Below are 25,135 nucleotides of genomic sequence, written 5' to 3' on the forward strand. Positions count from 1 at the left end.
CATCACGGTGTAGGACACAGCCGGCCCGACGGCGTTGCGCCGGCGCCTGGTCCCGCGCTGTCAGGCGCCCTTGGCCGCCCCGCTGACCCGGTACGGCGTAAAGCCCGCCATGTCCTCGTTCACCTCCAGCGGCCGGCCCACCGGCGGAAACGCGCGCTGCGGGCATGCGGTGCGCTCGCACACCTTGCAGCCCATGCCGATGGGCACCGGCGCCTCGGGGTCGGCCAGGTCCAGCCCGCGCGCATAGACCAGTTGGCCCGCGTGCTGCACATCGCAGCCCAGCGCCACCGAGAAGGTCTTGCCCGGCGCGCCCCAACCGCCGGTGCTGCGCGTGACGGTGCGCGCGATCCACAGGTACACGCGCCCGTCGGGCATGCGCGCCAGCTGCCGCACGATGCGCCCGGGCTGGGCAAAGGCCTCGTACACGTTCCACAGCGGGCAGGTGCCGCCGATCTTGCTGAAGTGAAAGTGCGTGGCCGACTGGCGCTTGCTGATGTTGCCCGCCCGGTCCACGCGGATGAAGAAGAACGGCACGCCGCGCGCGCCGGGGCGCTGCAGGGTGGACAGGCGGTGGCACACCGTCTCGAAGCCCACGCCCCAGTGCTGGCCCAGGCGCTCGATGTCGTAGTGCAGCGCCTCGGCCGTCCGCAAGAAGGCGCCGTAGGGCAGCAGCAGCGCGCCCGCGAAGTAGTTGGCCAGGCCGATGCGCGCCAGCGTGCGCGCCGCCTCGCCCGACAGCGCCGCTCCCTGCACGCTGTGCTGCAGCAGGTGCGGCACTTCCAGAAAGGCCAGTTGCGTCGCCATCTGGAAAGCCCGCTGCGCGCCCTGCAGCGTGGGCGACAGGTACAGCACGCGTGCGGCGGCATCGAAGCGCCGCTGCACGGCGGCGCCCTCGCCTGCCTCGTCGCCGTCGCCGCCCTGCAGCAGCGCGACACGCACACCGTGGGCCTGCTCCAGCTGCGCCTGCAGTGCGGCGCCGGCCGCGCCAGGCACCAGCCGCCACTGGGCGGCCAGGTGCTCGGCCGCGTCATCCAGCTCGGCGATGTGGTTGTGGCGCGCGAAGAAGAAGTCGCGCACCTCCTCATACGCCATGGGCGGCGCCTGGGCCGTGCTGGCCGCGCCGCCGCGCTCGTCGCCGTAGTGCGCGGCCAGCGCCTCCAGGCGCTCGCGCGCCTCGGCGCGGCCGCGGTGCAGCGCCAGCAGCACGCGCGCCACGGCGGGCATGTTGGCGGCCAGCTCGCGCACCTCGGCCAGCGAGACGGCATCGGCCGGCGCGCCGGGCGGCAGGTCGGCCAGCACGTCGCGCAGGCCGGCGATCAGGCGCGCCTCGTCGCCCTCAGAAAAGTGCTGCACGTCCACGCCGAACACGGCGTTGATCTTGAGCAGCACCGGCACCGTCAGCGGGCGCTGGTTCTGCTCGATCTGGTTCAGGTAGCTGGCGGAAATCTCCAGCGCCCGCGCCAGCGCCACCTGGGTCAGGCCCCTCTCCTCGCGCAGGCGGCGCAAGCGCACACCCATGAAGGTCTTTTTCATTCCAATCTTTCGCAAACTTTGCAAAACACCCCGCAAGCCTTCGCAATCGTTCGCCAATTCAGGGCTTACGGGGGGCATCCATTGTGCGTAGATTGCGAAGCATGACAAGCCCCGCAGGCACCCTCGAAACCCGCGACATGGTCTTCCCCGCCCATGCCAACCACCACGGCACGCTGTTCGCCGGCCAGGGGCTGGAGCGCATGGCGCGCGCCGCCTTCCTGGCCGCGCGCGACGCCGCCGGCTGCGACGTGGTGATGGCCGCCGTCACCGGCGTGCAGTTCTGCGCCCCCGTGCCCGTGGGGCGGGCGCTGGCGCTGCGCGCCTGGGTCAGCCGCGTGGGGCGCAGCTCGCTCACCGTGTGCGTGCACGGCCTGGCCCAGGCACCGGGCTGCCCGGACGAGCTGGCCCTGCAGGGCGTCTTCGAGATGGTGGCCGTGAACGCCCACGGGCGGCCCACGGCCATCGGGCATACCTACCTGAACACCCCGCCACACCCCTTCCGACAGGAGACTCCATGAGCACCACCGACACCGCAACCGCCCTCCCGCGGGCCAAGAAATCCGTCGCCCTCTCGGGCGTGGCCGCCGGCACCACCGCGCTGTGCACCGTGGGCAGGAGCGGCAACGATCTGCACTACCGCGGCTACGACATCCTGGACATCGCCGAGGTCTGCGAGTTCGAGGAGATCGCCCACCTGCTGGTACACGGCAAGCTGCCCACGCGCGCCGAACTGCGCGCCTACAAGGCCCGGCTGCGCGCGCTGCGCGGCCTGCCCGGCAGCGTGAAGGCCACTCTGGAGCAACTGCCCGCGGCCAGCCACCCCATGGACGTGATGCGCACCGGCGTATCCGCCCTGGGCTGCGCCCTGCCCGAGAAAGACGACCACAGCCTGGCCGGCAGCCGCGACATCGCGGACCGGCTGCTGGCATCGCTGGGCAGCATGCTGCTGTACTGGTACCACTTCAGCAACTCGGGCCGGCGCATCGCGGTGGAGACACAGGACGACTCCATCGGCGGGCATTTCCTGCACCTGCTGCACGGCGACAAGCCCTCGGACGGCTGGGTGCGCGCCATGCACACGTCGCTGAACCTGTACGCCGAGCACGAGTTCAACGCCAGCACCTTCGCCGCGCGCGTGATCGCCGGCACGGGCAGCGACCTGTATTCCTGCATCGCCGGCGCCATCGGTGCGTTGCGCGGGCCCAAGCACGGCGGCGCGAACGAAGTGGCCTTCGAGATCCAGAAGCGCTACGACACGCCCGACGCGGCCGAGGCCGACATCCGCCGCCGCGTGCAGGCCAAGGAGGTGGTGATCGGCTTCGGCCACCCGGTCTACACCGTGAGCGACCCGCGCAACGGGGTCATCAAGGCCGTGGCCAAGCGCCTGTCGGATGCCGCCGGCTCGACCAAGATGTACGACATCGCCGAGCGGCTGGAGCGCGTGATGTGGCAGGAAAAGCAGATGTTCCCCAACCTGGACTGGTTCAGCGCCGTGAGCTACCACATGATGCAGGTGCCCACCGCCATGTTCACGCCGCTGTTCGTCATTGCCCGCACCAGCGGCTGGGCGGCGCACGTGATCGAGCAGCGCGCGGACAACAAGATCATCCGCCCCAGCGCCCACTACACCGGCCCCGACGACCAGAAGTTCGTGCCCATCGAGGAACGCGTTTGACAAAAACCATAGCTGGCAGCGCTTGCCGTTAGTGGATTTCCAGCACTTTTTGCATGAGATTTGTTGACAGGCAAGCGCCAGCAGCTATCAAAACAAGAGCACCACGATGACCACGAACACCGCCCACCGCAAACCCCTGCCCGGCACGGCGCTGCAGTTCTACGACGCGCGCGAGGCCGTAGAGCAGCTCAGCCCCGGCGCCTGGGCCACGCTGCCCTACACCGCCCGCGTGCACGCCGAGAACCTGGTGCGCCGCGCCGACCCGGCGCAGTTGCCGGACTACCTGCGCCAGCTGATCGAACGCCGGCGCGACCTGGACTTTCCCTGGTACCCCGTGCGCGTGGTGTGCCACGACATCCTGGGCCAGACCGCACTGGTCGATCTGGCGGGCCTGCGCGATGCCATCGCCCAGCAGGGCGGCGACCCCGCCGCCGTGAACCCGGTGGTGCCGGTGCAGCTCATCGTGGACCACTCGCTGGCCGTGGAGTGCGGCGGCCATGACCCCGAGGCGTTCACCAAGAACCGCGCCATCGAGGACCGCCGCAACGAGGACCGCTTTCACTTCATCGAGTGGACGAAGAAGGCCTTCGCCAACGTGCAGGTCATCCCGGCGGGCAACGGGATCATGCACCAGATCAATCTGGAAAAAATGTCGCCCGTCGTGCACGTGCAGGACGATGGACAGGGCAAGGTCGCCTTTCCCGACACCTGCGTGGGCACCGACAGCCACACGCCCCATGTGGACGCGCTGGGCGTGATCGCCGTGGGCGTGGGCGGGCTGGAGGCCGAGGCCGTGATGCTGGGCCGCGCCAGCTGGATGCGCCTGCCCGACATCGTGGGCGTCAGGCTCACCGGCAAGCGCCAGCCGGGCATCACCGCCACCGACATTGCCCTCGCGCTGACCGAATTCCTGCGCAAGGAGAAGGTCGTGGGCGCGTACGTGGAGTTCTTCGGCGAGGGCGCGGACAGCCTGTCGATCGGCGACCGCGCCACCATCAGCAACATGTGCCCCGAATACGGCGCCACCGCCGCGCTGTTCTTTATCGATGGGCAGACCACGGCCTACCTGCGCCTGACCGACCGCGGGGAAAACCAGGTGCGGCTGGTGGAGACCTACGCCCGCGCCGCCGGTCTGTGGGCCGATACCCTGCGCGAGGTGCGGTACGAGCGCACGCTGCACTTCGACCTGTCCAGCGTGGTGCGCAACATGGCCGGTCCCAGCAACCCGCACCGGCGCCTGCCCACCACCGCGCTGGTGGAGCGCGGCATTGCCGACGCCAGCAAACTGGAGAGGGCCCGCGCCGAGGAAGCCAGGGGCCTGCTGCCCGACGGCGCGGTCGTCATCGCCGCCATCACCAGTTGCACCAACACCAGCAACCCGCGCAACGTGATCGCCGCCGGCCTGCTGGCGCGCAACGCCCGCCGCCTGGGCCTGCGGCGCAAGCCCTGGGTCAAGACCTCGCTCGCGCCCGGCTCCAAGGCGGTGGAGCTGTACCTGCAGGAGGCCGGCCTGCTCCCTGATCTGCAGGCGCTGGGCTTTGGCATCGTGGGCTTTGCCTGCACCACCTGCAACGGCATGAGCGGCGCGCTGGACCCGCGCATCCAGCAGGAGATCCTTGACCGCAAGCTCTACGCCACCGCCGTGCTCTCGGGCAACCGCAACTTCGACGGGCGCATCCACCCCTATGCGAGCCAAGCCTTCCTGGCGTCGCCGCCGTTGGTGGTGGCCTACGCGATCGCGGGCACGGTGCGCTTCGACATCGAGCGCGACGTGCTGGCCGTGGTGGAGGGCCGCGAAATCCGCCTGAACGACCTATGGCCCAGCGACGAGGAGATCGACGCCATCGTCGCCAGCGCCGTGAAGCCCGCACAGTTCCGCGCCGTGTACCAACCCATGTTCGCCCTGCGCAAGGGCGATGGCGAGCGCGCCGCGCCGCAGTACGACTGGCGCCCGCAGTCCACCTACATCCGCCGCCCGCCCTACTGGGACGCCGAAGGCGTGGGCGCGCTGGCCGCCTACCCGCGCACCCTCCAGGGCATGCGCCCGCTGGCGCTGCTGGGCGACAACATCACCACCGATCACCTCTCGCCGTCCAACGCCATCCTGCCCGCCAGCGCGGCGGGCGAATACCTGGCCCGCATGGGCGTGCCCGAGGAGGACTTCAACTCCTACGCCACGCACCGGGGCGACCACCTCACGGCCATGCGCGCCACGTTCGCCAACCCGCAACTCGTCAACGAGATGGCCGTGGTCGATGGCCAGGTGAAGAAGGGGTCGCTGGCCCGCATCGAGCCCGAGGGCCGCGTGACGCGCATGTGGGAGGCCATCGAGACCTACCTGCACCGCCGCCAGCCGCTGGTCATCATTGCCGGGGCCGACTACGGCCAGGGGTCGAGCCGCGACTGGGCCGCCAAGGGCGTGCGGCTGGCGGGGGTGGAGGCGGTGGTGGCCGAGGGCTTCGAGCGCATCCACCGCACCAACCTCATCGGCATGGGGGTGCTGCCGCTGGAGTTCCTGCCCGGCACCAACCGCCACACGCTGCAGTTGGACGGCACCGAAACCTACGACGTGGCCGGTGCCCTCACGCCGCGCGCCACCGTCATCCTTGCCATCCGCCGCGCGCAGGGCGAGACGCAGCAGGTGCCCGTCACCTGCCGGCTGGACACGGCCGAGGAAGTCTCGGTCTATGAAGCAGGGGGCGTGCTGCAGCGCTTCGCCCAGGACTTTCTGGCCCAATCAGCTTCCAGCGCCCGTCTGACAAGCGCAACCAGCTATTAAAACAAGAGCAAACATGGCACCACAGATCAGGATCCCCGCCACCTACCTGCGCGGCGGCACCAGCAAGGGCGTGTTCTTTCGCCTGCAGGATTTGCCCGCGGCGGCGCAGCAGCCCGGCGCAGCGCGCGACGCGCTACTGCTGCGCGTGACCGGCAGCCCCGACCCCTACGGCAAACAGATCGACGGCATGGGCGGCGCCACCTCGTCCACGTCCAAGGCGGTGATCGTCTCACCCTCCACCCGGCCCGGGCATGACGTGGACTATCTGTTCGGCCAGGTCGCCATCGACAGCCCCTTCGTGGACTGGAGCGGCAACTGCGGCAACCTGTCGGCCGCCGTGGGGCCATTCGCCATCGCCAGCGGCCTGGTCGCGCCCGGGCGCATTCCGCACGACGGCGTGTGCACCGTACGCATCTGGCAGGCCAACATCGGCAAGACCATCGTCGCCCACGTACCCGTCGCAGGTGGCCAGGTGCAGGAGACGGGCGACTTTGCGCTGGACGGCGTGGCCTTCCCCGCCGCCGAGGTGTTGCTCGAATTCCTTGACCCGGCCGATGGCGGTGAAGGAGGCGAAGGCGGCGGCAGTGCCCTGTTCCCCACCGGCCAGCTGGTCGATACGCTGGACGTGCCAGGCGTGGGCCGCTTGCAGGCCACGCTCATCAACGCGGGCATCCCGACCATCTTCCTGAACGCCAGGGACGTCGGCTGCACCGGCACCGAGCTGCAGGACGCGATCAATGGCGATGCCGCGGCCCTGGCCCGCTTCGAGGCCATCCGCGCCTGGGGCGCAGTCAAGATGGGCCTGATCCACGACGTGGCAGAGGCCGCCACGCGCCAGCACACGCCCAAACTCGCCTTCGTCGCGCCGCCAGCGGACTACGTCGCCTCCAGCGGCACGGCAGTGCGCGCGGCCGACATCGACCTGCTGGTGCGCGCACTGTCCATGGGCAAGCTGCACCACGCCATGATGGGCACGGCGGCCGTGGCCATCGGCGCCGCTGCCGCCGTCCCCGGCACGCTGGTCCACCAGGCGGCCCGCGGGGGCCCGCGCACCGCCGTGCCGGGATCGGTGCGGTTCGGCCACCCCTCGGGCACGCTGCGCGTGGGGGCCGAGGCCGCGCTGGTGAACGGCCAGTGGCGCGTCACCAAGGCCCTCATGAGCCGCAGCGCCCGCACCCTGATGGAAGGCTGGGTGAGAGTGCCGCCAACCCCGTGAGCAACTTCGTCATGTCCCCCTTCTCCCACGCTTCGCGCGGCATGGGGGACGCCGCCAGCGCGGCAGCGCGGCGCGGCCGGCACAGGCCCCCGCGCCGCGGCCGCTAGGGCCTGTTCACACTATTTTTGCCAGTGCGAATGGCGTGAAAACCGCGCCAATCTAGGCGCGTGACGACGCCAAGGCCGGGGCCTTGGCTAGGAGGGCAACGACGAATGGCGCGGTTCTCACTCCGTTCCCTCCGGGTTGCGATCAAAAAGGGCCATTCGCGGCGTTGCCAAGCCTCGCTGGGGTAGCACCCCAGCTTCGTTTGGCGCCTTGCGCCTGGCCCTTTTTGATCGCAACGCATCTGGCAAAAATAGTGTGAACAGGCCCTAGCCCCGGCCGGGGGCGCACCCGATTTCAGCAATGCGTTCCATGCGCGCGCAGAGCACCCTCCCTGAAGGAAACAGCCATGCAGTCCACCAAGCAACAACTCAAGGCCCTGGCCGAAGCCCGGCGCGGCGTCATCGTGCCGGGCGCGTTCAACGCACTGTCGGCCAAGGTCATCGAAGATCTGGGCTACGAGGCCCTCTACGTCACCGGCGCGGGCGTCACCAACATGGGGTTCGGCCTGCCCGACCAGGGCTTCATGGGCCTGACCGATATCGCCGACCACACGGCCCGCATCCGCGACGCGGTGGAGCTACCGCTGATCGTGGACGCGGACACGGGCTTCGGCAACGCCCTCAACACCTACCACGCCGTGCGCACGCTGGAGCGCGCCGGCGCCGACTGCATCCAGCTCGAAGACCAGGTGAGCCCCAAGCGCTGCGGCCACTTCAGCGGCAAGGCCGTGATCGAGACCAGCGAGATGGTGGGCAAGATCCGCGCCGCTGTGGATGCGCGGCGCGACGGCCTGCTGCTGGTCATGGCGCGCACCGACGCCGCCGCCGTGCAGGGCTTCGACGCCGCCGTGGAGCGCGCGCAGGCGTACGCCGAAGCGGGCGCCGACATCCTCTTCGTCGAGGCCGTCACCACCGCCGACGAGGTGCGCACCCTGCCCCAGCGCCTGCAAGTGCCCCAGCTCATGAACATGGTCATCGGCGGCAAGACGCCCATCGTGGGCGCCGAAGAACTGGGTCGCCTGGGCTACGGCTTCGTGCTGTACGCCAACGCCGCGCTGCAAGGCGCCGTGGCCGGCATGCAAAAAGTGCTGGCCCAGTTGCGCGACGCGCGCGAGGTGCGCGAAGACCCCACGCTGGTCGCCCCGTTCGCCGAGCGCCAGCGGCTGGTGGGCAGACCGTTCTGGGATGCGCTCGAAAAGAAATACGCATGAAATCAGGCGCTAGCGCTTACTGGACAAGCGCAAGCAGCTATCAAAACTACAGCAACTCCACCCCCTTGAGCGTGACGAAACTCGTCTCGCGCGTCACGCGCACGAAGTCCTGCAGGAAGGGCCTGGGCGAGAGCTGCGGCAGGCAGGCCGCGTGCAGTTCGCCGCGCAGGCCCCGCGCGCCGATGGGGCGCGCGGCCACGTAGCCCCGGTCCAGGTAGCCTTGCACCGCCCACAGTGGCAGGGCGGCCACGCCCCGGCCGCTGGCCACGAGCTGCAGCATGGCCACCGTCAGCTCGGTGGTGCGCCGGGGCGGGCGCACGCCGGCGGGCTCCAGCACCTGGCGCACGAGGTCCAGCATCTCGTCGGGTACCGGATAGGTGATGAGGGTCTGGTCCGCGAAGTCCTGCGCCTGCAGAAAGGGCTTGTCCAGCAACGGGTGGCCGTGGGCCAGCAACGCGCGGATCTCGAAGCCGAACAGGGGGTGGTAGTCCACGGCGCCCGCCTCCCCGGCGTCCAGCTCGGAGACGATGGCCAGGTCCGCCCGGCCCTGGTGCAGCAGGCCCACGGGGTCGGCGTGGAAGCCGCTCACGATGTCCAGTTCCACCTCGGGCCAGCGTGCGCGGAAGGCGTCCATGGCGGGCATCAGCCAGTCGAAACAGGTATGGCACTCCACGGCGATGCGCATCTGCCCGCCCTGCCCTTGGGACAGGCGCGCCACGTCACGCTCAGCCGTTTCCACCTGCGGCAGCACGGCGTCGGCCAGTTGCAGCAGCCGCGCGCCGGTGGCGCTGAACTGCGGCGGCACGGACTTGCGCTCGAACAGCGGCGTGCCGTAGCGGTCCTCCAGCAGCTTGATTTGGTGCGACAGCGCCGATTGCGTGAGGTTGAGCAGCTGCGCCGCCCGCACCAGGCTGCCGCTATCACGCAGGGCCTGCAGCGTGCGCAGATGGCGGATCTCCAGGATGGATTGCATTATTAAAACTATTCAAGTTGAAAAGACAAAACTTTCGTTTGAATCATAAACACACTTGGCCGACCATCGCGGTTTTCTCTTGCAAAAGGACTTCCGCACCATGGCCGCCTCCCCCATCCTCACCCATACGCTGGGCTTTCCCCGCATGGGCGCGCAGCGCGAACTGAAACTGGCGCTGGAGCGCCATTGGCGCGGCGAGATCGACGCCGCCGCGCTCGAAGCCGTGGGCGCCCAACTGCGCGCACGCCACTGGCAGGCCCAGCGCGACGCGGGCCTGGCGTTCGCGACCGTGGGCGACTTCGCCTACTACGACCACATGGCCCACCACATCCAACTGCTGGGTTGCGAAAGCCCGCGGTTTGGCTTCACCCCCGGCACGCCGGAGCTGGCACGCTACTTCGCCATGGCGCGGGGCGTGCAGACGCTGTCGGGCCATGGCGACCACGCCCCCGGTGGCACCTGCGGCGCAGGCTGTGCGCACGCGCCGCATCCCGGCGAAGGCCAGCCCGCGCTGGAGATGACGAAGTGGTTCGACACCAACTACCACTACCTCGTGCCCGAACTGCACGCCGACACTGCGTTCCGCCTGGGCAGCGAGCGCCTGTTCGCCGAAGTGGCCGAAGCGCAGGCGCTGGGCCACCGCGTAAAGGCGCAGCTTGTGGGGCCGCTCACTTTCCTCTGGCTGTCCAAGGAGAAAGGCGAAGCCCCATTCGACCGGTTGGACCTGCTGGACCGCCTGCTGCCCGTGTACGCGCAGATACTCGCGCGCCTGAAGGCCGAGGGCGTGGAGTGGGTGCAGATCGACGAGCCCATCCTGGGCCTGGACCTGCCTGCCAGCTGGACGCAGGCCTTCGAGCCCGCGTACTGGCAACTCGGCAAGGCCGGCCCACAGGTGCTGCTGGCCACCTACTTCTCGCCCCTGGAGAACCATCTGCGCCTGGCCTGCCAGTTGCCCGTGGCCGGCCTGCACGTGGACGCCGTGCGCGCCCCGCAGGAGCTGACGGGCGTGGCCGACTGGTTGCCGGCCTACAAGGTGCTGTCGGTGGGCGTGGTGGACGGTCGCAACATCTGGCGTACCGACCCCGACGCGGCCCTGGCCCTGCTGCGCCCCGTGGCCGCCAAACACACCGGACCGCTGTGGGTGGCGCCCTCGTGCTCGCTGCTGCATGTGCCCGTCAGCCTGGCGGGCGAGGATGCGCTGGACCCCGAGCTGCGCGGCTGGCTCGCCTTCGCCACCGAGAAGCTGGACGAGGTGGCCCTGATCGCCGGCCTGCTGGACGGCCGCGTGGCCGGCAGCGACCCGCGCCTGGCCGCCGCGCGCGCCGCCATCGCCAGCCGCCGCGCCAGCCCGCGCGTGCACCGCCCCGCCGTGGCCGCCCGCCTGGAGGCGGCACCCGAGGGCTGCGACCGGCGCCGCTCGCCCTTCCCCATACGCCAGCAGGCGCAGCGCGCGCGCCTGCGTCTGCCGCCGCTGCCCACCACCACCATCGGATCCTTCCCTCAGACCCCGGCCATCCGCGCAGCACGTGCGGCCCACCGCCGTGGCGTACTGGGTGAGGCCGAATACCAGGCACAGATGCGCGCCGAGATCGAACACGCCGTGCGCAAGCAGGAGGAACTGGGCCTGGACGTGCTGGTGCACGGCGAGGCCGAGCGCAACGACATGGTGGAGTACTTCGGCGAGCAGCTGGACGGCTTCGCCTTCACGGCCAATGGCTGGGTGCAGAGCTACGGCTCGCGCTGCGTCAAGCCCCCGGTGCTTTACGGCGACGTGGCCCGCCCGCATGCCATGACGGTCGACTGGACCGTCTACGCCCAAAGCCTCACGGACAAACCCCTGAAAGGCATGCTCACGGGGCCGGTGACCATCCTGCAATGGTCCTTCGTGCGCGACGACCAGCCGCGCAGCCGCACCTGCGAGCAGATTGCCTGGGCCATTCGTGACGAGGTGGCGGACCTGGAGGCGGCCGGGATCGCCATCGTGCAGATTGACGAGCCCGCCATCCGCGAAGGCCTGCCGTTGCGCCGCACAGGCTGGAAACCGTACCTGGACTGGGCCACGCGGGCCTTCCGCATCAGCGCCTGCGGCGTGCAGGACACGACGCAGATCCACACCCACATGTGCTACAGCGAGTTCAACGACATCCTGCCCGAGATCGCCGCCATGGACGCCGACGTCATCACCATCGAGACCAGCCGCTCCGACATGGAACTGCTGCGTGGCTTCGGCAGTTTCAAATACCCCAACGAGATCGGCCCCGGTGTCTACGACATCCATTCGCCACGCATACCCGGCTCGCAGGAGATGGCGCGCCTGCTGCGCAAGGCGGCCGAGGTGGTGCCCGCACGCAACCTCTGGGTCAATCCTGACTGCGGCCTCAAGACCCGCAACTGGCCCGAGACCGAGGCCGCGCTGCGCCACATGGTGCAGGCCGCGCGGGCACTGCGCTCCGCCATGGCCTCCGCTTGACGGCGGGCAACCATCAACCCTGCGCCGCGTCAGTGCATGGCCCGCATCGACCGGCATGGCGGCACAATGCGCCGCCATGCTCTATAACGCCCTCAAGCTCACCCACGTGCTGTCGATCATCGTCTGGATCGGCGGCATGGTCTTCGCCCATTTCTTCCTGCGCCCCGCCGTACAGATGCTGGAGCCGCCGCAGCGCGTGGCGCTGATGCACGGCGTGCTGCAGCGCTTCCTGGGCGCGGTCGCCATCGCCATCGTGGCCGTGCTGACGAGCGGGCTGGGCATGATCGGCGCGGTGAGCATCGGTGCGGGCGGCGCGTTCTCGATGCCGCTGGACTGGACCATCATGGCGACCCTCGGCATCGTGATGATGGGCATCTTCGCCTACATCTACTTCGCGCTGCTCAGCCGCCTGGAGCAGGCCGTCGCCGCCTCCGACTGGCCGGCAGGCGGCCTGGCGCTGGCAAGCATCCGCGCCTGGGTTGGCGTGAACCTGCTCATCGGCGTAGTGATTGTGGTGCTGACGCTGCTGATGTGAGACGCGCGGCGGCACCACATCGCCGCCGGCATAAAAAAACGCGCCATGAAGGCGCGTTTTTTGTTTGGCGGAAACGGAGGGATTCGAACCCTCGATGAGGCTCTACACCCCATACTCCCTTAGCAGGGGAGCACCTTCGGCCACTCGGTCACGTTTCCAATCCCGCTATTGTAGCCTCATTTCAAGGCCATTTCGGCGAAACTTCAGGCGGCAGCCTGGTCCAGCTCGAACGCCTTGTGCAGCGTACGCACGGCCAGTTCCACGTACTTCTCGTCGATCACCACGGAGGTCTTGATTTCCGACGTGGAGATCATCTTGATGTTGATGCCCTCTTCGCTCAGCGCGCGGAACATCTTGCTGGCCACGCCCACATGGCTGCGCATGCCGATGCCGACGATGCTGACCTTCGCGATCTTGGCATCGCCCACGATTTCCTCGGCGCCCAGTTGGGGCAGCACCTTGTCTTTCAACAGATCGATGGTGCGTTGGTAGTCATTCCGATTCACCGTGAAGCTGAAGTCGGTCTTCCCTTCCTTGCCCATGTTCTGGATGATGACATCCACATCGATGTTGGCATCAGCCACCGCGCCCAGGATCTGGTAGGCGATACCGGGGGTGTCGGGCACGCCGATCACGGAGATCTTGGCTTCGTCGCGGGTGAAAGCGATGCCGGATACGACGGCTTTTTCCATTTGTTCGTCTTCCTCAAAGGTGATCAGGGTGCCGGACTTGGCTTCCTCGTTGATGTCGATGTCCCAGGACGTGAAGCTGGAGAGCACGCGCAGCGGCACCTTGTACTTGCCGGCAAATTCCACCGAACGGATCTGCAGCACCTTGCTGCCCAGGCTGGCCATCTCCAGCATTTCCTCGAAGCTCAGCGTCGTCAGGCGCCGCGCCTCGGGCACCACGCGCGGGTCGGTGGTGTACACGCCATCCACGTCGGTGTAGATCAGGCATTCGTGCGCCTTCATCGCGGCGGCGATGGCGACGGCCGAGGTGTCGGAGCCGCCGCGGCCCAGCGTGGTGATGTTGCCGCCCTCGTCGATGCCCTGGAAGCCCGTGACGATGACGACCTTGCCCGCGTCCAGGTCGGCGCGCACGCGCTTGTCGTCGATGGACTCGATGCGCGCCTTGGTATAGCTGTTGTCGGTGCGCACGGGCACCTGCCAGCCGGCGTAGCTCACCGACTCCATGCCTTCGGCCTGCAGCGCGATGGCCAGCAGGGCCGACGAGGCCTGCTCACCCGTGGCGGCCAGCATGTCGAGCTCGCGGTGGTAGGCGGAGGTAATGCGCGAGGGCGTGAGCTCCTTGGCCAGGCCCAGCAGGCGGTTGGTCTCGCCACTCATGGCGCTGGGTACCACCACCATCTGGTGGCCGGCCCGCGCCCACTTGGCCACGCGCTTGGCGACATTGCGGATGCGCTCGGTGGAGCCCATCGAGGTGCCGCCGTATTTATGAACGATCAGTGCCATGGAATTTCTGGAATGGCAGGGACGCAGATGCGCGGCGCTATTGCAAAAGCTGTTCTGGCGCGCCGCCGTCCCGTGCGGAAATGGGGACCAAAACCTGTTGATTGTACCAACCGAGCACCTCCGCCTCGCGGACCACATAGCCCCCGCCCACCTTCAGGTGAATGCGGTGCCCGCGCGTGGCACATGCGGCCAACTGGTCCTGCAATTCGTTCAGCTGTGCGGCCGTAGGCGTGGTGGCGTGGTGCACGCGCAGCCAGTGGCGCAGCACGTTCGCCTGGCGCGCCCTTCCCAATGCACGCAGCGCCGCGATGCGGGGCGGCTGGCCGATGGCCGCTGCATCGGCGGCGGCCAGTTCCTGCAGCAGCTCGCTGGCCTGCGCCGCGTGTTCGCAACTGCGCGCAAAGGTGTCACGAAACTGCGGGAACGCCTGCTGCAGCGCCGGCAACAACTGGCGGCGGATGCGGTTGCGCGTGAAGCGCTCGTCGGCGTTGGTCGGGTCTTCCACCCAGCGCTCGCCACGCGCGACCAGCCAGGCGCGCACGTCGGCGGCTGCCACGCGCAGCAGCGGCCTGCACCAGTCCATGCCCGCGCGCTGCCACTGCGCCGGCATGGCGGCAAGCCCGGCTACGCCCGCGCCCCGCGATAGGGCGAGCAGCAATGTCTCGACCTGGTCGTCCGCATGCTGCGCCATCGCTATTGTTTTTATAGCTATTTGCGCTTGACAGTCAAGCGCCAACGCCTCAAAAGCCTTGTAACGCACCTGGCGTGCCGCATCCTCGGGGCTTTGTCCGGCAGCATGGCGCGCATCCACGCGGCGCACCCACAGCGGTATGCCCAGCCGCTCACACAAGGCCACGCAATGCTGCTCAAACCCGTCGGCCGCCGCCTGCAATCCATGATGCACGTGGAAAGCCACCACCTGCCCCGGCCAGCGCGCTGCGCAGGCCAACAGCAGTGCCGTCGAATCTGCGCCGCCGCTGAGGGCCACGGCCAGGGGCAGACGGGGCCGGAAGGCCGCGACTGCGGCGTCGAACGACTGGGTCAAGCGTCCCTCCTGCGGCGGCAGTGCGGGCGCGGTGGCGTATGGGCAGGCATGGCGGCCCGATTATCGGCGCGCGCCAGCGCCCCGCCACGCTAGCGCTGCAGTGCCAGCGGCGCCGCCCGACCGGCGCTTGCGGCCTCGTCGTGCAGCCGGAAGGTACCCACCACGTCGGACAGGCGTACGGACTGGTCTTTGAGGCTGGCCGCCGCTGCGGCGCTTTCTTCCACCAGTGCGGCGTTCTGCTGGGTCATCTGATCCAACTGCGCCACGGCCTGGCCTACCTCGCCAATGCTGGTGCTTTGCTCGTTTGTGGAAGCGGTGATCTCGGCCATGATGTCCGTGACGCGCTGCACCGACTGCACGATGTCCGCCATGGTGGTGCCCGCATCGTGAGAGACTTCCACAGAGACATACGTAACCCTTCTTCCTGCAGCGATGCGCGTCCGCACGAGGAAAGATAATACGTTTTGATACAAGTAAGTCACAAAAAAAGGCGGGGATTCCCCCACCTTTTTTCAAGGATCGGCGCGACGCTGAGCGCGCGTGCGCCTCCCTCCTTAGCGGCTGTCCGCCTTGGTGTCCGTGAAACGGCCGTAGCTCTGCAGGCGCTCGTAGCGGCGGTCCTGCAGTTCCTTGGGCTTGAGGTCCGACAGCTGGCGGTAGGCATCGCCCAGGGCACGCTTGAGGAAGGCGGCCATCTGCTTGTGGTCGCGATGCGCGCCCCCCACGGGCTCGTTCACGATCTTGTCCACCAGACCCAGGGCCTTCAGGCGGTGCGCCGTGATGCCCATGGCCTCGGCGGCGTCCTGCGCGCGGTCGCTGGTCTTCCAGAGGATGGACGCGCAGCCCTCGGGGCTGATGACCGAGTAAATCGAGTACTGCAGCATGATGACCTGGTCGGCCACGCTGATGGCCAGCGCGCCGCCGGATCCGCCTTCGCCGATCACCGTGGTGATGATCGGCACTTCCAGCTGGGCCATCTCGTAGATGTTGCGGCCGATGGCTTCGGACTGGCCGCGCTCCTCGGCGTCGATGCCGGGGTATGCACCGGGCGTATCGACAAAAGTGAACACGGGCAGCTTGAACTTCTCGGCCGTCTTCATCAGGCGCAGGGCCTTGCGGTAGCCCTCGGGCCGGCTCATGCCGAAGTTACGCGCGGTGCGCTCCTTGGTGTCGCGGCCCTTCTGGTGGCCCAGCACCATGCAGGCGTGACCGTTGAAGCGCGCGAGGCCCCCCACGATGGACTGGTCGTCCGCGAAGTGCCGGTCGCCGTGCATTTCCACGAAATCCGTGAAGATCTCGCGCACGTAGTCCATGGTGTACGGGCGCTCCGGATGGCGCGCGATCTTCGTGATCTGCCAGGGGGTCAGGTCACTGTAGATGTCCTTGGTGAGCTGCAGGCTCTTCTTGCTGAGCTGGTCAATCTCCTCGGAGATGTCCACCGCGCTCTCGTTCTGCACATAGCGCAGTTCTTCGATTTTGGATTCCAGCTCGCCAATGGGCTGCTCGAAGTCCAGAAAGGTCTTTTTCGCCAACTTGTTTTCTCCTCGGGGCGGTGCCCGGTACCGGCCGCCCTGCGTTGTTCAGTAGTCCACCGGCAGGGGGGCGAGCGACCGCCAAATATACCAACTCGCCACGCTGCACCAGGGTTTCCACGCATCAGCCACTTCGCGCGCATCGCTGCGGCTGACCGGGTCGCCCGAAAAATAATGCTGGCTGATGCCCTGGATCAGCGTGGCATCGTCCAGCGGCAGCACGTTCGGCCGCGCCAGATGGAAGATGAGGAACATATCCGCCGTCCAGCGGCTGATGCCGCGGATCGCCACCAGCTCGGCAACGATGGCCTGGTCGTCCATCTGGTCCCACTGCTTCACGTGCAGCCGGCCGCTGTCGAAGTGCAGCGCCAGGTCCACCAGGTACTCCACCTTGCGTGCCGACAGGCCGGCCGCACGCATGTCGTCCACCTTGAGCTTGAGCACGCTGCGCGGCGTCATGCTGCGCGACAAGGCGGCGAACTGGTCCCACACCCGCTGCGCCGACGCCACCGACACCTGCTGGCCCACGATGGAGCGCGCCAGCGTGGTGAAGGCGTCGCCGCGCTGGCTCAGGGCCACGTTGCCCACCTGGGGAATCAGGCGACGCATCACGCGGTCCTTCTTGGTCAGATGCCGGCAGGCCTCTTCCCAATAGCTGGGGGGCGTGAGGGACGGAGGTGCATCCGCTATTTTTTTAGTAGCTGCCACCACTTACCCCACAAGCCTTACATGCCAATTTAAATCGAAACCCATTTACTGAGCCGCCTCCCAGGTCGTGCCCGAGGCGGAGTCCTTGAGCACGATACCCTGCGCCAGCAGATCATTGCGGATGCGGTCGGCCTCGGCGAAGTTCTTGGCCGCCTTGGCGGCGGCGCGCGCGGCGATCTGCGCCTGGATGGCCGCCTCGTCCAGCCCGGCGCCTGCTTTCAGAAAGTCCTGCGGGTCCGCCTGCAGCAGCCCCAGGTGGCCGCCCAGCGCCTTGAGCAAGCCCGCCGCGGCGGGCGACTTGCTGCGGTTCACCTCACCGGCCAGGTCGAACAGCACGGCCACCGCTTCGGGGGTGCCGAAGTCCTCGTCCATGGCCGCCTTGAAGCGGGCGGCGTAGCCTTCGGCCCAGTCCACCTCGACCGGGGCCGGTGCCACCAGGCTCAGCGCGGTGTACAGGCGCTTGAGCGCGGCACGCGCATCGTCCAGATGCACGTTGCTGTAGTTCAGCGGGCTGCGGTAGTGGCTGCGGACCACGAAGAAGCGCACAGTCTCCGCGTCGTATTCCTTGAGCACGTCGCGGATGGTGAAGAAGTTGCCCAGGCTCTTGGACATCTTCTCGTTGTCCACGTTGATGAAGCCGTTGTGCATCCACAGCCGCGCGAACGGTTTGCCCGTGGCGCCCTCGCTCTGGGCGATCTCGTTCTCGTGGTGCGGAAACTGCAGATCGGCGCCGCCACCGTGGATGTCGAAGCTCTCGCCCAGCAGCGCGCAGCCCATGGCGGAGCATTCGATATGCCAGCCCGGGCGCCCCTCGCCGAAGGGGCTGCGCCACTTCACATCGGCCGGCTCTTCGGGCTTGGCGGACTTCCACAGCACGAAGTCCAGCGGGTCGTGCTTGCCGTCCTGCACGGCCACACGCTCGCCGGCATTTAGCTCGTCCAGCGACTTGCCCGACAGCTTGCCGTAGCCGGGGAACTTGCGCACCGCATAGTTCACGTCGCCGTTGCCCGCCTGGTAGGCCAGGCCCTTGCCCTGCAGCGTGCCGATCATGTCCAGCATCTGCGGCACATAGGCGGTGGCGCGCGGCTCGTGCGTGGGACGCTCAATGCCCAGCGCGTCGGCGTCCTGGTGCAGCGCGTCGATCATGCGGTCGGTCAGGCTGCGGATGGTCTCGCCGTTCTCCACCGCGCGCTTGATGATCTTGTCGTCGATGTCGGTGATGTTGCGCACGTAGGTCACCGCCAGGCCGGATGCGCGCAGCCAGCGCTGCACTACGTCAAAGGCGATCATGGAGCGCGCGTGGCCCAGGTGGCACAGGTCGTACACGGTCATGCCGCACACGTACATGCGCACATGGCCGGGTTCGAGCGGGGAAAACTCCTCCAATGCACGCGACAGCGTGTTGTAGATACGCAAGCTCATGGATGACGGGTCCAGGGAATCGGTGGGGGCGGATGGGTGCGGTGCGCGCCCGGTGCGGCGCGCGACTCAGGGCGGGTGCGCGCGATGGGCGCTGCCGCGGGGCGTGCAGGCGGTCTGCCGCAAGGGCGGCGGGCCCGCCATCAGGAGCGGCAACAGCGTACCGGCATGACAAAACCCCTCCGCTACAATCGGTCGCAGTATAAGCCCGCACCGCGGCCCAACCGCGCTGCCCCGTCTCTCCAACCCCTCCTCCATGACTCCTGCACGCCGACCCGCCCTCCGCTGCCTGCATCTGCTTGCCGCCACTGTGGCCCTGCTCGCAGCTTCATGGGCCCAGGCGGACGAGTACGCCGACATTTCCCGCCTGCTCCAGCTGGGCAAGCCCGCCGAAGCCATCGTGAAGCTGGACCAGCGCCTGGCCGCCACCCCGCGCGATCCGCAGCTGCGCTTCCTGCGCGCCGTGGCGCTGGCCGATTCCGGCAAGCCGGCCGAAGCCATCGATGCCTTCGTGCAGCTGACCGAGGACTACCCCGAGCTGCCCGAGCCCTACAACAACCTGGCCGTGCTCTACGCCAGCCAGAACCAGTTGGAAAAAGCCCGCGCGGCGCTGGAGACGGCGATCCGCACCAAGCCCGACTACGCCACCGCCCACGAGAACCTGGGCGACATCCACGCCAAGCTGGCCAGCCAGTCGTATCTGCGGGCGCAACAGCTGGACCGTGCCACGGCCGCCTCGGTGGCGCCCAAGCTCAAGCTGCTGCGCGAGCTGTTCGCCGCCGAATCGAAACCCGCCGCACCCCAGGCCGCCACCCCGGCCAGCCGCTGAGGCGCGCCGTCTTGCGCGCCGGCCCCGACCCCGCATAGCCGGGCGCCGCGGGCCCCCTATCCCTTTCGATCAAGGAGCAACCATGATTTCCAGAAGAAATATCACCCAAACGCTTGCTGGATGTGCGCTAGCAGCTATTTTTACAGTAGCAAATGCCCAGACCGCCGGTGCCGCAGCACCCCAGGTCAAGCTCGCCACCAGCCTGGGTGACATCGTGGTGCAACTGGACCCGGCCAAGGCGCCCAAGACGGTGGAGAACTTCCTGGCCTACGTGGCCGACAAGCACTATGACGGCACGGTCTTTCACCGCGTGATCGATGGCTTCATGATCCAGGGTGGCGGCTTCACGGCCGACATGCAGCAAAAGCCCACCAAGGCCCCGATCCCGCTGGAAGCCGCCAACGGGCTGAAGAACGACAAGTACACCATCGCCATGGCCCGCACGGCCAACCCCAATTCGGCGACCAGCCAGTTCTTCATCAACGTGGCGAACAACGCCATGCTCAACGCGCCCCAGCCCGACGGCCACGGCTACGCCGTGTTCGGCAAGGTGGTGAGCGGCACCGAGGTGGTGGACAAGATCAAGGCCGTAGCCACCGGCAACCGCGGCATGCACCAGAACGTGCCCACGACCCCCGTGGTCATCCAATCTGCAACCCTGGTCAAGTAACCTGAAAGGACACCCGCCATGAGCAACCCGCAAGTCGAACTGCACGTCACCATCAACGGTGCCGAAACGGCCACCCAAGGCGTCATCACGCTGGAACTGGACGCCGTGAACGCCCCCAAGTCCACCGCCAACTTCCTGAACTACGTGAACAAGGGCTTCTACGACGGCACGATCTTTCACCGCGTGATCAAGAACTTCATGGCCCAGGGCGGCGGCTTCACGGCCGACATGAAGCAAAAGCCGACCGACGCGCCCATCGAGAACGAGGCCGCCAACGGCCTGAAGAACGACAAGTACACCATCGCCATGGCCCGCACCGGCGACCCGCACAGCGCCACGGCACAGTTCTTCATCAACGTGGTGGATAACGCCTTCCTGAACCACACCTCCCCCACACCACAGGGCTGGGGCTACGCCGTGTTCGGCAAGGTGGTCAAGGGCGAGGACGTGGTCGACGCCATCAAGAAGGTGCGCACCACGCGCAAGGGCTTCCACGACGACGTGCCCTTCGACGCCGTGGTGATCGACAAGGCTGTGGCGCTGTAAGCCCTGCGATGACACCATCCGTGCCGCCGATGGACGAGCTGGCCGCGCCAGCCGCGTGGCGCACGGTGGACTTCATCTCCGACCTGCACCTGGAGCCAGCCCAGCCCTCCACGGTGCAGGCCTTGCGGCAGTACCTGCACAGCACGCCCGCCGACGCGGTGTTCCTGCTGGGCGACCTGTTCGAGGTCTGGGTGGGCGACGACGCCATCGACGAGCCGGGCAGCTTCGAAGGCGCCTGCTGCGCCCTGCTCGCCCAGGCCACGCACGCGAGGCCGCTGTATTTCATGCACGGCAACCGCGACTTCCTCGTGGGCGAGGGCTTCACGCGCCACACCGGTATACCCGTGCTGGCCGATCCCACGGTGCTCACGTTCGCTGGCCGGCGCTGGCTGCTGTCGCATGGCGATGCGCTGTGCCTGAACGATGTGGAATACCAGCGCTTTCGCATCCTGGCACGCAACCCGCAATGGCAGGCCCAGTTGCTGGCGCGCCCGCTGCACGAGCGCCGCGCACAGGGCCGCAGCGCCCGCAGCGAGAGCGAGGCGCGCAAGCAGGCCGGCGCCGCGGTCTATGCCGATGTGGACAGCCCGGCCGCCATCGAGTGGCTGCGCGCCGCGGGGGCCCAGGCGCTCATCCACGGCCACACCCATCTGCCGGCAGACCATGTACTGGCCCCCGGCCTGGCGCGCCACGTGCTCACGGACTGGGACCTGGACGCCCACCCGCCGCGCGCCGGCGTGCTGCGCCTGACGGCCGAGGGCTTGCAGCGCCTGCCGCTCGTCCCCACGTAGCGGCATGGCACGTAACCGCGCACCCCTGCACTTCCTTCGCCAACTGGCCCTGCGCGTACGCGCCACCGTGGCCCCCCTCCCCGACATCTCCGCGCAACTGTGGTTGCAGACCCTGCGGCGCTACCCATTCCTGCAAGCGCTGCCACTGCATGACCAAGGCAAGCTGCGCGCCCTGAGTGCGCTGTTCCTGGACCGCAAGGAGTTCACCGGCGCCCATGGGCTGGTGGTGACCGATGCCATGGCGGTCTCGATTGCGGCCCAGGCCTGCCTGCCGCTGCTGCACTGGGGCGCTCCCGAGCGTGCGCTGGCCTGGTACGACGACTTCGTGGGTATCGTGGTGCATCCGGCCGAGGCCGTGGCGCGCCGCCAGGCCGTGGATGCCGCCGGCGTGGTGCACCACTACGACGAGGTGCTGTTGGGCGAAGCCATGGAGCGCGGCCCCGTCATGCTGAGCTGGCCCGCCGTGGACGGGGCCGGCCAGGGCGGACCGGACGGGCAGCCGGTCGCCACCAGCGTGGTGATCCACGAGTTCGTGCACAAGATCGACATGCGCAACGGCCCGGCCGACGGCTGCCCGCCTTTGCCTCCGGGATTCATGGGCACGCGGGGCGCGCGCGCCGCGCACGCGGCCTGGCGCGACGCCTGGGAGCCCGCGTACGAGCAGTTCCGCGAGCAGGTCATCATCGCCGAGCGTTTCGGCGGCGCATGGCCGTGGCTGGATGCGTACGGCGCCACCGCGCCCGCGGAGTTCTTCGCCGTGGCCTGCGAGGCGTACTTCGTGCACCGTGAACGTTTCGGGCAGGAATTCCCCACCCTGCTGCCCGTGCTGGATGCGTTCTTCGGCCGGCCCCTGTCCGGCTGAGGCGGCTTCGTCCCGCCCCTCAACCGCCCCTTAACCGCCCGTCAGCACGGCCCGCGCCGCCTGCGCAATGCTGGCGGCATCGACCCCAAAGTACGCACGCAGCGCCGCCCGCGTGTCGCTGCGGCCAAAGCCATCCGTGCCCAGCGTGCGGTAGCGGCGCCCCTCGGGCACATAGGCGCGCACCGATTCGGGCACGGCCCGCACATAGTCCGTGGCGGCAATGATCGGGCCACTCGTTCCCTCCAGTACCTGCGTAAGCCAGGGCTTGGCATCGCCTGCATCCCCCCTGTCACGCCCGGCCTCACAGGCCATGCCGTCGCGCGCCAGCTCGCTCCAGCTCGTCACGCTGACCACGGTGGCCGCGATGCCCTCCTCGGCCAACAGCTGCGCCGCCTTTATGACCTCGGTGAGGATGGCGCCGGAGCCCAGCAGGGTCACGTTTTTTTGAGATGAATTTGAGCCATCGCGCCCGTCCAGCAAGCGCTGATAGCTATTGAATACATAGCATCCACGCAGCACCCCTGCATGCGCCTCGGCCGGCAGGTCCGGCTGGGCATAGTTTTCGTTCATGAGCGTGACGTAATAGAAAACGTCGCGCTGCTCGGCGACCATCTCGCGCATGCCGGCGTCCACGATCACGGCCAACTCGCCCGCGAAGGCCGGGTCGTAGGCCTTGCAGTTGGGGATGGTGGCCGCCGCGAGGTGGCTGGAGCCGTCCTGGTGCTGCAGGCCCTCGCCGCCCAGCGTGGTACGACCCGAGGTAGCGCCCAGCAGGAAGCCGCGCGCGCGCTGGTCGGCGGCGGCCCAGATGGCGTCGCCCACGCGCTGAAAGCCGAACATCGAGTAGTAGATGTAGAACGGCAGCATGGCCAGGCCGTGCACGCTGTAGCTGGTGGCGGCGGCCGTCCAGCTGGCGATGGCACCGGCCTCGCTGATGCCTTCCTCCAGGATCTGCCCATCCAGCGCCTCGCGGTACGAAAGCACCGAGCCGATGTCCTCGGGCGCGTAGCGCTGGCCCACGCTGCTGTAGATGCCCACCTGCTTGAACAGGTTGGCCATGCCGAAGGTGCGTGCCTCGTCGGCCACGATGGGGACGATGCGCGGGCCCAATGTGGCGTCCTTGAGCAGCGTGCCGAGCATGCGCACGAAGGCCATGGTGGTGCTCATTTCCTTGCCATCGGCCGCCAGCGCGAACTGCGCATAGCTGGCGAGGGGCGGCACGGGCAGCACGTCGCACACCGTTTCGCGCCGGGGCAGGTAGCCGCCCAGGGCCTGGCGTTGGCGGCGCAGGTACTGCATCTCGGGGCTGTCGTCCCCCGGCTTGTAGAACGCCAGTCCGGTGGCCTGCGCGTCGCTCAAAGGCAGGTTGAAGCGGTTGCGGAATTCGATGAGGTCGGCGTCGTCGAGCTTCTTCTGGCTGTGCGTGGTCATCTTGCCCTGGCCGGCCTGGCCCATGCCGTAGCCCTTCTTGGTGTGCGCGAGGATCACCGTGGGTTGGCCGCGGTGGCGCGCGGCGGCAGCATAGGCCGCGTGGATCTTCACCAGGTCATGCCCGCCGCGCTTCAAGCGGTCGATCTGCTCGTCGGTCATGCCTTGCGCCAGCGCGGCCAGTTCGGGGGTCTGGCCGAAGAAGTGGTCGCGGTTGTAGCGCCCATCCTTGGCGGCAAAGGTCTGCATCTGGCCATCCACCGTGCCTTCCAGCGTGCGCACCAGCGCGCCCGTGAGGTCGCGGGCGAACAGACCGTCCCAGTCGCTGCCCCAGACGAGCTTGACCACGTTCCAGCCCGCGCCAGCGAACAGGCGCTCCAGCTCGTCGATGATGCGGCCGTTGCCGCGCACTGGGCCGTCCAGGCGCTGCAGGTTGCAGTTGACGACCCAGACGAGGTTGTCCAGCCCCTCGCGCGCGGCGAGCGTGAGGGCGCTCATGGATTCGGGTTCGTCCATCTCGCCGTCGCCGAACACGCCCCACACCTTGCGTGCGGAGCAATCCAGCAGGTTGCGGTGCGTGAGGTAGCGCATGAAGCGCGCGTGGTAGATGCTGCTGATGGGGCCGATGCCCATGGAGCCGGTGGGGAACTGCCAGAAGTCCGGCATGAGCCAGGGATGCGGGTAGCTGGAGAGGCCACGCACGCCCTGCGCCGGGGCGGTGATCTCCTGGCGGTAGTGCATGAGGTCCTGCTCGCTCAAACGCCCTTCGAGGAAGGCGCGCGCGTACACGCCGGGCGCGCTGTGCGGCTGGAAAAACACCAGGTCGCCCCGGTGCTGGCCTTCGCCCAGACCCTCGCGGGCGCGGAAGAAATGGTTGAAGCCACTCTCGAACAGGTCGGCCGCACTGGCGTAGCTGGCAATGTGGCCGCCAAGTTCACCATAGGCCTGGTTGGCGCGCACCACCATGGCCAGCGCGTTCCAGCGCATGATGGACGCCAGACGCTCCTCGATCGCCAGGTCGCCGGGAAACACCCCTTGTTCCTGCACGGACACGGTGTTCACGTAGGGCGTATTCAAGCCGGGGCGCCAGTCCACGCGCAATTGGCCGGCCAGCCGGTTCAGCTCGTCCAGCAGAAAGCGCGCGCGCTCAGGCCCTCCCGTGGCCACCAGGGCCTGCAGGGCGTCGCGCCATTCGGCGGTTTCCTGGGGGTCGGTATCGGGGCTGGCCGCGGCAGCGAGGGTAGCCAGTGTTGCGAGGGGCGTGGGGGCGTTCATCGCGCCACTGTAGGCCCCGCATACCGAAATAGGATGCCGATTCACACGATGTTTCACCCTTC

The 25,135-nt window shown here is 68.3% G+C and carries 20 protein-coding genes, 1 tRNA gene and 1 pseudogene; 12 read left to right on the top strand and 10 right to left on the bottom strand.

Annotated features, from left to right (window positions below; all coding sequences use genetic code 11):
- Positions 1-60: 60 nt before the first annotated feature.
- The gene (locus tag OX89_RS16435) at positions 61-1,533 is read right to left on the bottom strand and encodes a short-chain fatty acyl-CoA regulator family protein (protein ID WP_047351413.1); all 1,473 of its coding nucleotides are present in this window, start codon (positions 1,531-1,533) and stop codon (positions 61-63) included.
- Between the two features lie 101 nt (positions 1,534-1,634).
- Between OX89_RS16435 and OX89_RS16440 the strand changes: the two genes are divergently transcribed.
- From OX89_RS16440 to OX89_RS16460, 5 genes are all read left to right on the top strand, one after another.
- Positions 1,635-2,051 (top strand): acyl-CoA thioesterase, encoded by a 417-nt coding sequence (locus OX89_RS16440; RefSeq protein ID WP_047351414.1) that lies wholly within the window; start codon positions 1,635-1,637, stop codon positions 2,049-2,051.
- Positions 2,048-3,208, top strand: coding sequence for a 2-methylcitrate synthase (prpC, locus tag OX89_RS16445; protein WP_047351415.1), 1,161 nt, complete (start codon positions 2,048-2,050; stop codon positions 3,206-3,208). The genes OX89_RS16440 and prpC overlap by 4 nt, the downstream gene beginning before the upstream one ends.
- Before the next feature lie 106 nt (positions 3,209-3,314).
- Positions 3,315-5,987: a Fe/S-dependent 2-methylisocitrate dehydratase AcnD gene (gene acnD / locus OX89_RS16450; RefSeq protein ID WP_047351416.1), complete on the top strand. Its 2,673-nt coding sequence runs from the start codon at positions 3,315-3,317 to the stop codon at positions 5,985-5,987.
- Positions 5,988-6,000: 13 nt separating this feature from the next.
- Positions 6,001-7,203: a 2-methylaconitate cis-trans isomerase PrpF gene (gene prpF / locus OX89_RS16455; RefSeq protein ID WP_047351417.1), complete on the top strand. Its 1,203-nt coding sequence runs from the start codon at positions 6,001-6,003 to the stop codon at positions 7,201-7,203.
- 451 nt (positions 7,204-7,654) lie between these two features.
- A complete protein-coding gene (locus tag OX89_RS16460; protein WP_047351418.1) occupies positions 7,655-8,518 on the top strand; it encodes an oxaloacetate decarboxylase in 864 nt (287 codons plus the stop codon).
- 46 nt (positions 8,519-8,564) lie between these two features.
- On the opposite strand, the gene OX89_RS16465 is transcribed toward OX89_RS16460, so the two are convergent.
- Positions 8,565-9,494, bottom strand: coding sequence for a LysR family transcriptional regulator (locus OX89_RS16465; RefSeq protein WP_011804903.1), 930 nt, complete (start codon positions 9,492-9,494; stop codon positions 8,565-8,567).
- 97 nt (positions 9,495-9,591) lie between these two features.
- On the opposite strand from OX89_RS16465, the gene metE reads away from it, so the two are divergent.
- Entirely contained in the window at positions 9,592-11,961 is a 2,370-nt protein-coding gene (gene metE / locus OX89_RS16470) for a 5-methyltetrahydropteroyltriglutamate--homocysteine S-methyltransferase (RefSeq protein WP_047351446.1), read from the top strand.
- Positions 11,962-12,037: 76 nt separating this feature from the next.
- On the top strand, positions 12,038-12,496 hold the full coding sequence (locus OX89_RS16475) for a CopD family protein (protein WP_199856270.1): 459 nt from the start codon (positions 12,038-12,040) through the stop codon (positions 12,494-12,496).
- A 65-nt stretch (positions 12,497-12,561) separates the two neighbouring features.
- Here the strand turns inward: OX89_RS16475 and OX89_RS16480 are convergent.
- The 7 genes and pseudogenes from OX89_RS16480 to cysS form a co-directional block, all read right to left on the bottom strand.
- Positions 12,562-12,654: transfer RNA gene (locus tag OX89_RS16480), tRNA-Ser, on the bottom strand.
- Positions 12,655-12,699: 45 nt separating this feature from the next.
- A complete protein-coding gene (locus tag OX89_RS16485) occupies positions 12,700-13,968 on the bottom strand; it encodes an aspartate kinase (protein ID WP_047351420.1) in 1,269 nt (422 codons plus the stop codon).
- Positions 13,969-14,005: 37 nt separating this feature from the next.
- A complete protein-coding gene (tilS, locus tag OX89_RS16490) occupies positions 14,006-15,013 on the bottom strand; it encodes a tRNA lysidine(34) synthetase TilS (RefSeq protein WP_047351421.1) in 1,008 nt (335 codons plus the stop codon).
- Positions 15,014-15,102: 89 nt separating this feature from the next.
- Positions 15,103-15,414: pseudogene (locus tag OX89_RS16495) on the bottom strand (chemotaxis protein); the annotation flags it as partial.
- 153 nt (positions 15,415-15,567) lie between these two features.
- Entirely contained in the window at positions 15,568-16,545 is a 978-nt protein-coding gene (locus OX89_RS16500; protein WP_011804898.1) for an acetyl-CoA carboxylase carboxyltransferase subunit alpha, read from the bottom strand.
- A gap of 48 nt (positions 16,546-16,593) precedes the next feature.
- Positions 16,594-17,253 (bottom strand): DNA-3-methyladenine glycosylase, encoded by a 660-nt coding sequence (locus OX89_RS16505; protein ID WP_047351447.1) that lies wholly within the window; start codon positions 17,251-17,253, stop codon positions 16,594-16,596.
- Between the two features lie 45 nt (positions 17,254-17,298).
- Positions 17,299-18,675, bottom strand: coding sequence for a cysteine--tRNA ligase (gene cysS / locus OX89_RS16510; protein WP_047351423.1), 1,377 nt, complete (start codon positions 18,673-18,675; stop codon positions 17,299-17,301).
- A gap of 253 nt (positions 18,676-18,928) precedes the next feature.
- Here cysS and OX89_RS16515 point away from each other — a divergent pair, with 253 nt between their 5' ends.
- The 5 genes from OX89_RS16515 to OX89_RS16535 all read left to right on the top strand — a co-directional run bounded on the left by OX89_RS16515 (position 18,929) and on the right by OX89_RS16535 (position 22,370).
- Positions 18,929-19,501, top strand: a complete 573-nt coding sequence (locus tag OX89_RS16515) for a tetratricopeptide repeat protein (RefSeq protein ID WP_047351424.1) — start codon at positions 18,929-18,931, stop codon at positions 19,499-19,501.
- A gap of 82 nt (positions 19,502-19,583) precedes the next feature.
- Positions 19,584-20,171, top strand: a complete 588-nt coding sequence (locus tag OX89_RS16520) for a peptidylprolyl isomerase (protein WP_015913572.1) — start codon at positions 19,584-19,586, stop codon at positions 20,169-20,171.
- Between the two features lie 18 nt (positions 20,172-20,189).
- Positions 20,190-20,717 carry a peptidylprolyl isomerase gene (locus tag OX89_RS16525; RefSeq protein WP_047351425.1) on the top strand — a complete coding sequence of 176 codons (528 nt, stop codon included), beginning with the start codon at positions 20,190-20,192 and terminating at the stop codon, positions 20,715-20,717.
- Positions 20,718-20,725: 8 nt separating this feature from the next.
- Positions 20,726-21,508 (top strand): UDP-2,3-diacylglucosamine diphosphatase, encoded by a 783-nt coding sequence (locus tag OX89_RS16530; protein ID WP_047351426.1) that lies wholly within the window; start codon positions 20,726-20,728, stop codon positions 21,506-21,508.
- Between the two features lie 4 nt (positions 21,509-21,512).
- Complete coding sequence (locus tag OX89_RS16535) at positions 21,513-22,370, top strand: zinc-dependent peptidase (RefSeq protein ID WP_015913575.1); 858 nt, start codon at positions 21,513-21,515, stop codon at positions 22,368-22,370.
- Positions 22,371-22,400: 30 nt separating this feature from the next.
- On the opposite strand, the gene mdeB is transcribed toward OX89_RS16535, so the two are convergent.
- The gene (gene mdeB / locus OX89_RS16540; RefSeq protein WP_047351427.1) at positions 22,401-25,073 is read right to left on the bottom strand and encodes an alpha-ketoglutarate dehydrogenase; all 2,673 of its coding nucleotides are present in this window, start codon (positions 25,071-25,073) and stop codon (positions 22,401-22,403) included.
- Positions 25,074-25,135: the final 62 nt, after the last annotated feature.

It is taken from the genome of Diaphorobacter sp. J5-51, from assembly GCF_001023515.1.
Classification (GTDB): Bacteria; Pseudomonadota; Gammaproteobacteria; order Burkholderiales; family Burkholderiaceae_C; genus Diaphorobacter; species Diaphorobacter nitroreducens.